The organism is Bordetella sputigena (assembly GCF_965137885.1).
In the GTDB taxonomy this organism is placed as follows: Bacteria; Pseudomonadota; Gammaproteobacteria; order Burkholderiales; family Burkholderiaceae_B; genus Bordetella_C; species Bordetella_C sputigena.
The window spans coordinates 42,226-54,443 of the sequence record NZ_CBCSCA010000001.1 but is presented as its reverse complement, the minus strand read 5'-3'; the positions used below and the strand labels follow the sequence as shown (position 1 = coordinate 54,443).

9 protein-coding genes are annotated in these 12,218 nt (G+C 64.2%); 7 read left to right on the top strand and 2 right to left on the bottom strand.

Annotation, left to right across the window (positions count from 1 at the left end; all coding sequences use genetic code 11):
- Positions 1–254: 254 nt before the first annotated feature.
- From dnaA to gyrB, 3 genes are all read left to right on the top strand, one after another.
- Complete coding sequence (gene dnaA / locus ACNA0R_RS00250) at positions 255–1,781, top strand: chromosomal replication initiator protein DnaA (RefSeq protein ID WP_415823899.1); 1,527 nt, start codon at positions 255–257, stop codon at positions 1,779–1,781.
- 2 nt (positions 1,782–1,783) lie between these two features.
- The gene (gene dnaN, locus ACNA0R_RS00245) at positions 1,784–2,893 is read left to right on the top strand and encodes a DNA polymerase III subunit beta (RefSeq protein ID WP_415823898.1); all 1,110 of its coding nucleotides are present in this window, start codon (positions 1,784–1,786) and stop codon (positions 2,891–2,893) included.
- An 88-nt stretch (positions 2,894–2,981) separates the two neighbouring features.
- Positions 2,982–5,435 (top strand): DNA topoisomerase (ATP-hydrolyzing) subunit B, encoded by a 2,454-nt coding sequence (gene gyrB / locus ACNA0R_RS00240; RefSeq protein ID WP_415823897.1) that lies wholly within the window; start codon positions 2,982–2,984, stop codon positions 5,433–5,435.
- 252 nt (positions 5,436–5,687) lie between these two features.
- Here gyrB and ACNA0R_RS00235 read toward each other — a convergent pair whose 3' ends face one another.
- Complete coding sequence (locus tag ACNA0R_RS00235) at positions 5,688–7,121, bottom strand: CoA transferase (RefSeq protein ID WP_415823896.1); 1,434 nt, start codon at positions 7,119–7,121, stop codon at positions 5,688–5,690.
- Between the two features lie 102 nt (positions 7,122–7,223).
- Here ACNA0R_RS00235 and ACNA0R_RS00230 point away from each other — a divergent pair, with 102 nt between their 5' ends.
- Both ACNA0R_RS00230 and ACNA0R_RS00225 read left to right on the top strand, forming a co-directional pair.
- Positions 7,224–8,510, top strand: a complete 1,287-nt coding sequence (locus ACNA0R_RS00230; RefSeq protein ID WP_415823895.1) for a citrate synthase family protein — start codon at positions 7,224–7,226, stop codon at positions 8,508–8,510.
- Positions 8,511–8,589: 79 nt separating this feature from the next.
- Positions 8,590–9,402, top strand: coding sequence for an SDR family NAD(P)-dependent oxidoreductase (locus tag ACNA0R_RS00225; protein WP_415823894.1), 813 nt, complete (start codon positions 8,590–8,592; stop codon positions 9,400–9,402).
- 17 nt (positions 9,403–9,419) lie between these two features.
- On the opposite strand, the gene ACNA0R_RS00220 is transcribed toward ACNA0R_RS00225, so the two are convergent.
- Positions 9,420–10,343: a LysR family transcriptional regulator gene (locus tag ACNA0R_RS00220; protein WP_415823893.1), complete on the bottom strand. Its 924-nt coding sequence runs from the start codon at positions 10,341–10,343 to the stop codon at positions 9,420–9,422.
- A 269-nt stretch (positions 10,344–10,612) separates the two neighbouring features.
- Here ACNA0R_RS00220 and ACNA0R_RS00215 point away from each other — a divergent pair, with 269 nt between their 5' ends.
- Together ACNA0R_RS00215 and ACNA0R_RS00210 are read left to right on the top strand one after the other, a co-directional pair.
- Positions 10,613–11,296, top strand: a complete 684-nt coding sequence (locus tag ACNA0R_RS00215) for a hydrolase (protein ID WP_415823892.1) — start codon at positions 10,613–10,615, stop codon at positions 11,294–11,296.
- Positions 11,232–12,032, top strand: coding sequence for a pirin family protein (locus ACNA0R_RS00210; protein WP_415823891.1), 801 nt, complete (start codon positions 11,232–11,234; stop codon positions 12,030–12,032). The genes ACNA0R_RS00215 and ACNA0R_RS00210 overlap by 65 nt, the downstream gene beginning before the upstream one ends.
- Positions 12,033–12,218: the final 186 nt, after the last annotated feature.

Here is a 12,218-nt window from a genome sequence, read left to right as displayed (position 1 = left end):
GGTCTTCTCGGCGGTCTTGCTACCGGGGTATCAATCTTTAGCTATATCTCTTAGCTATCTCGGGCCGAGTGGTTTGCGCGAGGCGGTTTGCCTGGGGCGAACGAGGTCACCCCGACCTCAGCCGAGCCCGCCATTTCAGCAAGTTTCTTCTCTGTTGTCAAACAGTTAGCGCCGGGGGTGCCACGGCCGGCACCTCCAGCCTGTGGATAACCACAGCCCAGGCAAGGTAGAATCGAGGTTTAGACAAGACCGACATGAAAGAATTCTGGCAGACCTGCGTCAGTCGTCTTGAGCAGGAGCTCCCCCCTCAGCAGATCAGTGCGTGGATCCGTCCGCTGGTGCCTCTCTCCTTCGACGAGGCGCAAGCGGTGCTGCGCATTTCCGCGCCCAATCGCTTCAAGCTGGATTGGGTGCGCAAGAACTTTGCCCACCAGATAGAGGCGCTGGCCGCCGAATGGTTTCAGCGGCCGGTGCAGGTCCAATTCGAACTGCCGGCGGGCGTCAGCGCGCCCCGCATGCCGGTCGCGCCGCGGGCGGGCTCGCCCGCCGCCGGCATGGCCGGCATTCCCGGCGGGATGCCCGCGGGCGGCGCCGGCGCCGCCATGGCGGTCCCCGGCGCGGGCGCGGCGCCTGTGGGTTACAGCGCATCGGCGCCAGCGGCTGAAACGCTGGCACCCGCGGCCCCGGCGACCACGGCCGCCGCAGCCGCCGCGGTGGCCGCCGCCGTCAATGCCGATGCCGCCAATGTCGTCTACGAACGCTCGCGGCTGAATACGGATCTGACGTTTGAAAACTTCGTCACCGGCAAGGCCAACCAGCTGGCTCGCGCCGCGGCGCTGCAGGTCGCCGAAAACCCCGGCATTTCCTACAACCCGCTGTTCCTTTATGGCGGCGTGGGCCTGGGCAAGACGCACCTGATCCATGCCATCGGCAATGCCATGGTCGCCGCCGGCACCGGCGTGCGCGTGCGCTACGTGCATGCCGACCAGTACGTGTCCGACGTCGTGAAGGCATATCAGCGCAAGGCCTTCGACGACTTCAAGCGCTACTACCATTCGCTGGACCTGCTGCTGATCGATGACATCCAGTTCTTCTCCGGCAAAAACCGCACGCAGGAAGAATTCTTCTACGCGTTCGAAGCGATGGTCGCGCAGCGCAAGCAGATCATCATCACCAGCGACACCTATCCGAAGGAACTGGCCGGCATCGACAGCCGCCTGATCTCCCGCTTCGATTCCGGCCTGACGGTGGCGATCGAGCCGCCGGAACTGGAAATGCGCGTGGCGATCCTGCTGCGCAAGGCGGAATCGGAAGGCGTGCCCATGCCGGAAGAGGTCGCGTTCTTCATCGCCAAGCATCTGCGCAGCAACGTGCGCGAACTGGAAGGCGCCCTGCGCAAGGTGCTGGCCTATGCGCGCTTCCATGGCCGCGACGTGGTGACCGTGGACGTCTGCAAGGACGCCTTGAAGGATTTGCTGTCGGTGTCCAACGGGCAGATCACGGTCGAAAACATCCAGAAGACGGTGGCCGATTTCTACAAGATCAAGGTCGCCGACATGTATTCGAAACGGCGTCCCGCCAATATCGCCCTGCCTCGCCAAGTGGCCATGTACCTGGCCAAGGAGCTCACCCAGAAAAGCCTGCCTGAAATCGGCGATCTGTTCGGTGGCCGCGACCACACCACCGTTCTTCATGCCGTTCGCAAGATTTCGGACGCGCGCGGCAAGCTCGCCGAGCTCAACCATACCCTGCACGTGTTGGAACAAACTCTAAAAGGATGAACATGCAACTCGTACAAACCACACGCGATGCATTGCTGAAACCGCTATCGACTGTGGCGGGCATCGTCGAAAGACGCCATACCCTGCCCATCCTGGCGAACATCCTGATGCGCAAAGAGGCCAACAAGGTGTCGTTCATCGCGACCGACCTCGAAGTGCAGATCACCACGCATGCCGATTTCGGCGTGGGTTCCGACAACGAATCGACCACCGTCGCCGCGCGCAAGCTGCTGGACATCCTGCGCGCGCTCCCGGATACGGGCGACGTCAAGCTGGCGCTGGCCAGCAACAAGCTGTCCGTGCAGACAGGCAAGAGCCGCTTCGCGCTGCAGACGCTGGCGGCCAGCGAATTCCCCACCGTGGCGCAGCCCGAACAATGGGACGTGTCGCTGACGTTGACGCAAAAGAATCTGCGGCATCTGTTGAACATGGTGTATTTCGCCATGGCGCAGCAGGACATCCGCTATTACCTGAACGGCATGCTGATGGTGTTCGAGCCGGGCCGCGTGCGCGCCGTGGCCACCGACGGCCATCGCCTGGCGCATTGCGCCACCGAGGCCGAAGGTATCACCGAAAAGCATGAAGTCATCGTGCCGCGCAAGACCGTGCTGGAAATGCAGCGTCTGCTGGAAGACTCGGATGCGCCCGTGTCGGTGGACGTGGCGCCCGGCCAGATCCGTTTCCGCTTCGGCGAGGTCGAGCTGGTCTCCAAGCTGGTCGAAGGCAAATTCCCCGATTTCACCCGCGTGATTCCCACCAGCTACACGCGGCATTTCGTGGTCAGCCGCGAAGCCCTGCAGGGCAGCCTGCAGCGCGCCGCCATCCTGACCACCGACAAGTTCAAGGGCGTGCGCCTGCAACTGGCGCAGAACGTGATGAAGATCTCTTCTTCGAACGCCGAACAGGAAGAGGCGCAGGAAGAACTCGATATCGACTACGGCCACGAGCCGCTGGATGTCGGCTTCAACGTGAGCTACCTGCTCGATGTCCTGAGCAACGTCAAGGTGGACGAAATCAAATGGTCCGTGATGCCGGACCAGAACGCGTCCGCCCTGATCACCCTACCCGATGACGACAACTTCAAGTACGTCGTGATGCCGATGCGCATCTGACCCGACCTGTCCGTCTATCCTGGCCGCGGCGCGATTCCGCGCGGCCAGGCCGCAAGCCAGCTCTTTATTCGTGCAATCACAGAGATTTATGTCCGATACTCCGAATACCAATCCCGAGAATTCCGGCTACGGTGCCGATTCGATCAAGATGCTCAAGGGGCTGGAGGCCGTGCGCAAGCGCCCCGGCATGTACATCGGCGATACCTCCGATGGCACGGGTCTGCATCATATGGTGTTCGAAGTCGTGGACAACGCCATCGATGAAGCGCTGGCGGGCTATTGCGACGACATCGTCGTCACCATCCACACCGATAATTCGATCTCGGTTTCGGATAACGGGCGCGGCATCCCTACCGATATTCACAAGGACGACGAATTCGGCCGCAGCGCGGCGGAAATCGTCATGACCGAACTGCACGCGGGCGGCAAGTTCGACCAGAACTCGTACAAGGTGTCCGGCGGCCTGCACGGCGTGGGCGTGTCCTGCGTGAACGCGCTGTCCGAATGGCTGCGGCTGACCATCCGCCGCAACGGCGAAGTGCACGAGATGGAGTTCCGCCAGGGCCAGCGCGTGAATCCCCTGACGGTGACGGGCAAGACCGAAAAGCGCGGCACTGAAGTGCGCTTCCTGGCCGACCCCCTCATCTTTAATCACATCGAATACCACTACGATATTCTGTCCAAGCGGCTGCGCGAGCTGTCGTTCCTGAACAATGGCGTCAAGATCCGCCTGATCGACCAGCGCCAGGGCAAGGAAGAAAACTTCGCCTTCTCCGGCGGCGTGAAGGGCTTTGTCGAATACATCAATCGCAGCAAGACGGTGCTGCATCCGAACGTGTTTTCGGTCAGCGCGGAATCCAGCGCGGGCGGCGTGCCGGTGACGGTGGATGTCGCCATGCAGTGGAACGACAGCTATTCCGAAAGCGTGCTGTGCTTCACCAACAACATCCCGCAGCGCGATGGCGGTACCCACATGACGGGCCTGCGCGCGGCGATGACGCGGGTGATCAACAAGTACATCGCGGACAACGAACTGGCCAAGAAGGCCAAGGTCGAAACGTCCGGCGACGATATGCGCGAAGGCCTGACCTGCGTGCTGTCGGTCAAGGTGCCCGAACCGAAGTTCAGCAGCCAGACCAAGGACAAGCTGGTATCCAGCGAAGTGCGTCCGGCGGTGGAAGATGCCGTGGGCCGTACGCTGGAAAGCTGGCTGCTGGAACATCCGGCCGACGCCAAGGCGCTGTGCGGCAAGATTGTCGAGGCCGCCCGCGCGCGCGAAGCCGCCCGCAAGGCGCGTGAAATGACGCGTCGCAAGAGCGTGCTGGAAGGCGCGGGCCTGCCCGGCAAGCTGGCGGATTGCCAGGAAAAGGATCCGGCGCTGTGCGAGCTGTACATCGTGGAAGGGGACTCGGCCGGCGGCTCCGCCAAGCAGGGCCGCGACCGCAAGTTCCAGGCGGTGCTGCCGCTGCGCGGCAAGGTGCTGAACGTGGAGAAGGCGCGCTTCGACCGCCTGATCGCCAGCGAGCAGATTGCTACGCTGATCACCGCCCTGGGCACCAGCATCGGTCCCGATTTCAATGTCGACAAGCTGCGCTACCACCGGCTGATCATCATGACCGATGCCGACGTGGACGGCGCGCACATCCGTACCCTGCTGCTGACGCTGCTGTACCGCCAGATGCCGGAGCTGGTGTCGCGCGGCTACGTGTATATCGCGCAGCCGCCGCTGTACAAGGTCAAGGTGGGCCGCGACGAGCGCTACCTGAAGGACGACGCGGAAGAAGCCATCTTCATGCTGCAGCTGGCCCTGAAGGACGCCGTGCTGATCCCGGCGGAAGGCGCCGAACCCATCACGGGCGATGCGCTGGCCGCGCTGGCGCGGCAGTACACGCTGGCCGATGCCGTCATCGCGCGTGCGTCGCGTATGATCGATGAAGCCGCGCTGTCGGCCATGGCCGAGGGCGTGGAGATCAACCTGGACACGGCGGAAGCCGCCACCGCTTCGGCCCAGCGCCTGGAGAAAGCGCTGTTCGATCCGCTGCACCCGCATGCGGTGAAGGTCTACGCGGAAGTCGACCCCGCGACCGAAAAACAGCGGGTGGTGGTGCAGCGCATGCGCCACGGCAATGCGCGCAACAGCCTGATCGACGCCACCTTCGTCGAAGGCGCCGACTACGGCGTGCTGTCGACCGCGGCCAGGACCTTCCTGGGCCTGATCGGCGCCGGCGCGGTGATCGCGCGCGGCGAAGGCGACAAGCGCAAGGAAGCGCCGGTTTCCGACTTCCGCGAAGCCATGCGCTGGCTGCGCGCCGAAGCCGAACGCAGCGTTTCCAAGCAGCGCTACAAGGGCCTGGGCGAAATGAACCCCGAGCAGCTTTGGGAAACCACCATGGATCCCAAGGTGCGCCGCCTGCTGCGCGTGCAGATCGAAGACGCCATCGCGGCCGACGAGGTGTTCACCACCTTGATGGGCGATGAGGTCGAGCCGCGCCGGGCGTTCATCGAAACGCATGCCTTGTCGGCGAGCAATATCGATATCTGAGGGTGTAGGATCTCGTCAAAAGCTGGCGTATTTCCTACCGAGAGTAGATGTGTTGAATGGGGCTGCCTGATGGCAGCCCCTTTTCTTGCCGAACCGCGTGACTTTTTATTGCGACGCAAGATGGGTTTGAGGAAGACGGTCTTGACGCCGAACCTGAGAGCCTAGGCTGGACAGAGGAGCCTGCTCGCGTTTGGAAGGCCTTGGCTGGAGGTGCTACGGCTGAGTGGTCTCAATCATCGTTCCTGCCCAAACTCAAAGTTCTTCATTCGAAGATAACCATTCAGGCTCATACTCGCCCAGTGCGCGCGCCGGGTAACGCCATGCGAGCGGCGCCCCCTCGATCGCCAATGGAGGAAGCAGCCGGGCCGCGGGCCCCCAGGACGTTTGCTCGACGTCCCCGGCGCGGTCGCGTGGCGTATCCGCCGCGATCTCAAGCACCTCGCTCATTCGCTCCGGGCGCACTTGCAGAACCGCCGCGGTACGCGCCAGCGACGCACGAAACTCGGTTCCAGCCCCTTGGGTCATTCGCTTCGTCAATCCGCGCAGCGCCGCCGCCGCCATCAGGTAGCCGGTCGCATGGTCGATCGCCTGGACCGGCAGGCTGACCGGTTCGTCGCTGCGCATTGCGCGCATGCCTGCCTCGGCGATGCCCGTGCTCATCTGAATAAGGCTGTCGAAACCGCGCCGGCAACGCCACGCGCCGGACCAGCCATACGCGTCGAGCGATACGTCGATCAACGCGGGATTCAGCCCGCGCCGCTCAGCGGCGTCGAGACCGAGACGGGCGAGCGCATCGGACCGGTAGCCGTGGACAACGATGTCCGCGCCGCGCAACAGTTGTCGGAGCGTGTCGAGATCCGCGGCATCTTTCAGGTTCAGCCGCGCACAGCGCTTGCCCAGGACGACCTCGGGCACCGTGCCCGGCTCTTCCCAGCCGTAGGGGTCGATGCGCAACACTTCCGCGCCCAGTCCCGCAAGGAAGCGCGTCGCGACGGGACCCGCGAGGATACGCGTCAAATCGAGCACGCGAATGCCGCGCAACGGACGCTCGCGCGAGGGCTGCCATTCGCGCGTCGCGACACGGCGCTCCGTGTGGACGTGCAACAAGGGCTCGGATGCGACGGCTTGGCCTTGCGGATGTTCGGCCCATTCCCGCCGCGAGTACATGACGGCTGCGCAGCCGCCGCGCGCGACCACGGCGTCTTCGAGTGCATGGGCCTCCCAGCGGCTTACCGCGTGCGCGACGGATTTTGCATCAGCGGCGCAATCGAGAACAGACAGCGCGGCCTGGCGATGATGCGGCGCATTGGTGTGCAACCTGATCCAGCGATCGCGCGCCCGATAATTGCCGGCTATCGGGTCCCATTGCGGCGGCATCGTCCATCCGAGCGGACGCAGCGATGTGCCGAACCATAACGACGCCATACGTCGGTCGACGTGAACCGCCGGCAAGCTGCCGGTCGAGGCCTGCAGCAACTCGGCGGCCGCGATTCCCGCCGCGCCGATGGCCGCCGTCGCCAGATCGGTCACGCGAAACGCGGAAATCAGATCTCCCGATCCGCCAAAGCCGCACGCATCGAGAAACCGGGAGGCTCCACCCAGCGCCGTCCAGAGTTCCCGCAAATGTCCCGATGCCGGGTTCTCATCCTTAATGACTGTGCCTTGTGACACCTTGTCGACACGCATGTTCGCCTCGAATGGTCCAGAGGCGATAAAGATCGGCTGGCTCGCATTTATTGTCAACGTTGATTATCCTGATCAACCGATCGAACGATTCCCTCTCCCACAATGTCGAACTACCTTAATTCGACCGAAGCCGCGGCAAGGCTCGGGGTGTCGCGGCAAACGCTCTACGCGTATGTCAGCCGCGGTCTGCTGCATGCCGAGCCCGGCGGCAATCAACGCGAGAGCCGTTATTTCGCGGCCGATGTCGACAGACTGGCGTCACAGCGCGCACGCGGCCGCAAGCCGAAAGAAGTGGCGAAGGCCGCGCTGAACTGGGGCTCGCCCGTACTGGAGTCGAGCATTACGTTGATCGATGGCGGACGCTTCTACTATCGTGGCGTGGACGCGCTAGGACTCGCCGGCCATGCGAGCCTCGAGGACGTCGCCGCAATACTCTGGCAATGCGACAGGCAGATTGCTTTCGGCCCTCGCGCTGCGCCCGCGCCCGCGGTCTTGCGACCGCTCTTCAAGCACTATCGGGATCAACGCGCGGAGGAAGCGCTCCTGCCGCTTTTCGCCGTCGCGAGCGAAGACGCGCCGACTGCTATCTGGCAGCAAGCGGCCGCGCGGCAGGCCCAAGGCTGCGGAAATCTGGTCCGGATTCTGGCCGCATGCCTGCTGGGCATACGTCCCGATACGGCGCCGATCCACGAGCAATGCGCGCGCGCATGGGGCGTGGATCCTTCGGGAGCGGAACTCATCAGGATGGCACTTGTGCTATGCGCGGATCACGAACTCAACGCATCGAGCTTTACGGCTCGATGCGTGGCCTCGACCAACGCGAGTCTGCGGGCTGTCGTGATCGGCGGCCTGGCCGGCCTGTCCGGCAGACGGCACGGGGCAACCACTGCGCGCGTCGAGGCGTGGTGGGATGAGCTCGGTGCGCGGGATATCGAACGAAAAGTGCGAGACCGGCTTTCCAGGGGAGACGATCTGCCAGGCTTCGGACATTCGCTTTATCCCGACGGCGATGCGCGCGCGGCGTATCTGTTGGCGCGCGTTCTACCGCGCCATCCTCAATGGACACGCATGATCGATGCCGGGACGGCGCTGGTGGGCCAGAAGCCTTCCATGGATCTCGCACTCGTGGCGTTGCGCAGGCATCTACGGCTTCCCCTCGGTGCCGCTTTCGGTCTGTTCGCGCTTGGCCGCTCGATTGGATGGATCGCACACGGACTGGAACAGCGCGCGCAGCCCGATCCGATCAGGCCCCGTGCGGTGTACGTCGGACCCAATGTCGAGCCGGAGCGGACTCGATCCCAGGGACGGTCGACAAAGCGGCAAACGCCGCGGCATGCAGTGCCAAAGAGCGATTTGCCTGCCGCTTTCTTCAGGACTCGACAGCTTTGATCCACGATGTGGTTGCGTATCGCAACCTTTTGGCGTTATCCTGCAGCCAGCGCGTGTGCCGCGGACCGGAGGCTCTGACATGGCTACGATTCCATCCATATACGAGCTCGCGGGGCCGGCTCCGGCGCCGTCTTCCGGGCGGCGTCTGCAGGGCCGGGTTTGCCTGGTTGTAGGGGGCACCAGCGGTATCGGACGCGCTACGGCTTTGCGGATGGCCCACGAAGGCGCGGCGGCGGTGATCGTCACCGGCCGGCGCGAGACGCTTGGGCGGGAACTGGCCGCCGACATCCACCAGACGGGGACGGAAGGCATCTTCATCGCCGCCGATGCAACGGTGGAGGCCGAGCTCGCCGCCGCGATAGCGCAAGTGGTGCAGCGCTTCGGCCGCCTGGACGCGGTATTCAACAACGCCGGCTACCAGGAGCGCCGGGCGCCGCTGGCCGAGCAGACCGACGGCGTCTACACCCGGGTGTTCGACACCAACGTCCGCGCCGTCTTCAATGCCATGCGCCATGAGGTTCCCGCGCTGCTGGCCTCCGGCGGCGGCAGCATCGTCAACAATACGAGCGTCAGCGGGATACGCAATCCCAATCCCGGGCTGGCGCTCTATAGCGCTTCCAAGGCCGCGGCGAACGCGCTGACGCGCGCGGCGGCCATGGAGTATGCGCCGCAAGGCATACGCGTCAATGGCGTCGCGCCGGGGCGGGTGGTGACGGACATGATGCTCGGCTCGGGCATTGCCGATATGAACGCCGTGAAGGCCGGGCTGCCCTTGCGGCGCATGGGTCATCCGGAAGAGGTCGCCGCCGCCGTGGTCTGGCTCATGTCGGCGGAGGCGAGCTATGTGGTGGGCCATATCCTGGCCGCGGATGGCGGATTCCTGGCCAGCTGAGACCGCCTCGCGGTGGCTTATCCCTGCACGTTGTTTGCCCAGGGCTCCGCATTCAAGCGTTCGGCCAGGTAATCGATAAGCGCCTGCACCCGCGCGGGCCGCCGGCGGCCGGGCGGCGTGACGATGTGCAGGGCGATGCTGTCCACCTGCCAATCGTCCATGGCCGTTTCCAGCGCGCCAGACCGCAGATCCTCCCACACCAGGAACTCCGGCTGCAGCGCGAGGCCCAGGCCGGCCCGCAACGCGGGCGTCAATGCTTCGGCGTTGTTCACGTTCAGGAGCACGGGCAGGGCCTGGGAGAACTCGCCATGCGCGTCATGCCGGAATCGCCAGCTGGCGCCATTACGCGCATACATGTACTGCAAGCCGGTGTGCTGCGCCAGATCGCGCGGATGCGTGGGCCGCCCCGCGCGTTTGAAGTATTCGGGCGCGCCCACCAGCAGGATGCGCACGGAACATAGCCGCCGCGCCAGCAAAGTCGAATCCACCAGGTTGGAGATACGCAGCGCCAGGTCGAAACGTTCGGAGACCAGGTCTACTTGCTTGTCGTTGAACTCGATTTCCAGGCCGACGTCGGGATGGGCCTGCATGAAGGGCGGCAGCATGGGCGCCAGATGCGTGATGCCGAACGACATGGGGCAGGTCAGCCGGATTTTCCCGTGCAGGCTGCTCGATTTTTCGGTGACCTCCGCTTCCACGGCCTCGCCTTCTTCCAGGATGCGCGCGGCGCGCTCCAGTGCCGCATAGCCCGCGTCGGTCAGCGACATGCTGCGCGAGGTGCGGTGGAACAAGGTGGTCTTCATGCGCGTTTCCAGCCGCGTGATGGTCTTGGAAATCGTGGCTTGCGACAAGGAAAACTCGGCCGCCGCCTTGGCGAACGAGCCCGTTTCGGCGACCTTGGCGAAGATCGCCCAGCCTTCCAGGTCCGGCAGTTTCTGCATTCGTTATTCCCGCGAAATTTGCGGTCGATGATAGCGGCCGGCCCTGGCGCGGACAAGCGCGGTCCGGCCGATCATGCACAAAACGGAAAGGATGGAATTCGCTTCCTTGGATTCTCAGGGCGGACGCCCTTCCCTAAGATGCCTGCACTGACAGACGACGCGAACGGCACCACGAAACAGCACCTCGCGTATGACTGATCAGCGCAAGCCGGGACGCTTGCGACCTGTCGAATTCATCCTTCACCACACCCTTGAAAGAGAGCCTAGCCATGTCGAACAAATACCTCGAAGTCCTGACCCCGCAGAACAGCCAGATCATCTTCATCGACCAGCAGCCGCAGATGGCTTTCGGTGTGCAGTCCATCGATCGCCAGACGCTCAAGAACAACGTCGTGGGCCTGGCCAAGGCCGCGCGTACCTTCAACATTCCGACCACCATCACGACGGTGGAGACCGACGGGTTTTCGGGTAACACCTATCCGGAACTGCTGGCCGTTTTCCCGGAAAACAAGATCCTGGAGCGCACGTCGATGAACTCCTGGGACGATCAGAACGTGCGCGATTCCCTGGCCGCCAACGGCCGCAAGAAGGTCGTGGTCGCGGGCCTGTGGACGGAAGTGTGCAATACCACCTTCGCGCTGTGCGCGATGCTGGAAGGGAACTACGAGATCTATATGGTGGCCGATGCCTCCGGCGGCACGACGGCGGACGCGCACAAGTATGCGATGGATCGCATGGTGCAGGCGGGTGTCGTGCCGGTGACCTGGCAGCAGGTGATGCTGGAGTGGCAGCGCGATTGGGCCCGCCAGGAAACCTATGACGCGGTGACGTCGATCGCGAAGGAGCACTCGGGCGCCTATGGCATGGGCATCGACTATGCCGTGACGCATGTGCACAAGCTGGCCGAGCGGGTCGCGCACGGCCAGCGTATCGGCCCCAATCCCGCCAAGTAAAGCGGGCACGCTTCCTCACGCAATAGCCATCATGATCGAGCGCCGAGCCCTCGCAAGCCTGGCCACCGCGGGATGCGGGCGGCCCGGCGCCGGATATGGCCTTTGGCCGGCCGGCGGCTCGCCGCGCGCGCGCCCCGCCTGGGGCGCGTTGCGCGCATGGCGTGATGAAACGCTGGCGCCGGGCGCGGGATATCCCGCCGTCGTGCACAGGGATATGGAGATCATCACCTGCGTCCGGGAAGGCGTCCTCACGCACGAGGACGATATGGGAAACCGCGGCCGCGCCGCGGCCGGCGACGTGCAGGTGATGAGCGCGGGCAGTGGCCTGACCTACGCCGAGTTCAATATGGAGGACGAGCCGGCGCGGGTGCAGCGCATCTGGATCGAGCCGGACCGGCGCGTATCCTTTCCCAGCTGGGGCAGGAAGTCTTTCCCCCGCGGCACCACCAGGGATGGCTTCGTGACGCTCGCCAGCGGCATCGATGGCGACCGGGATGCGCTGCCGATACGCAGCGACGCGCGCGTGGTCGGCGTGGCGCTGAAGGCCGGCGAGGTGGCGGTATACCGGTTCGCGCCCGGCTCGCGGCGCGGCTTTCTGGTCGCATCCAGCGGGCGGCTCCGGATCGACGACTTGCCCATCCATCCCGGGGCGGACGCCGTCATTCGCGATGAGTCCAGTGTGCGGATCACCTGCCTGGATGACGCCGAGGCGCTGCTGCTCGACATGCGGGCATGAGGGCGGCAATAGGCCCTGCTTATCGATTCGATAGGCTGCGGCTTAGAATCGAAAGCGATTGGTCTCGAAAATGGAAAGATGATTTTCGGATATGCGGGTTTATCCCTAGTCTCTGGAAGCACAGAATACGTTTCATCGGGAACAGCAACGGACATCGCGACGTTCTCAACAGCAAATCGCGATGGA

Coding starts and splice junctions, on each gene's coding strand:
- dnaA (WP_415823899.1), top strand. CDS start 255: ATGAAAGAATTCTGGCAGACCTGCGTCAGTCGTCTTGAGCAGGAGCTC.
- dnaN (WP_415823898.1), top strand. CDS start 1,784: ATGCAACTCGTACAAACCACACGCGATGCATTGCTGAAACCGCTATCG.
- gyrB (WP_415823897.1), top strand. CDS start 2,982: ATGTCCGATACTCCGAATACCAATCCCGAGAATTCCGGCTACGGTGCC.
- ACNA0R_RS00235 (WP_415823896.1), bottom strand. CDS start 7,121: ATGCGTGTCGACAAGGTGTCACAAGGCACAGTCATTAAGGATGAGAAC.
- ACNA0R_RS00230 (WP_415823895.1), top strand. CDS start 7,224: ATGTCGAACTACCTTAATTCGACCGAAGCCGCGGCAAGGCTCGGGGTG.
- ACNA0R_RS00225 (WP_415823894.1), top strand. CDS start 8,590: ATGGCTACGATTCCATCCATATACGAGCTCGCGGGGCCGGCTCCGGCG.
- ACNA0R_RS00220 (WP_415823893.1), bottom strand. CDS start 10,343: ATGCAGAAACTGCCGGACCTGGAAGGCTGGGCGATCTTCGCCAAGGTC.
- ACNA0R_RS00215 (WP_415823892.1), top strand. CDS start 10,613: ATGTCGAACAAATACCTCGAAGTCCTGACCCCGCAGAACAGCCAGATC.
- ACNA0R_RS00210 (WP_415823891.1), top strand. CDS start 11,232: ATGTGCACAAGCTGGCCGAGCGGGTCGCGCACGGCCAGCGTATCGGCC.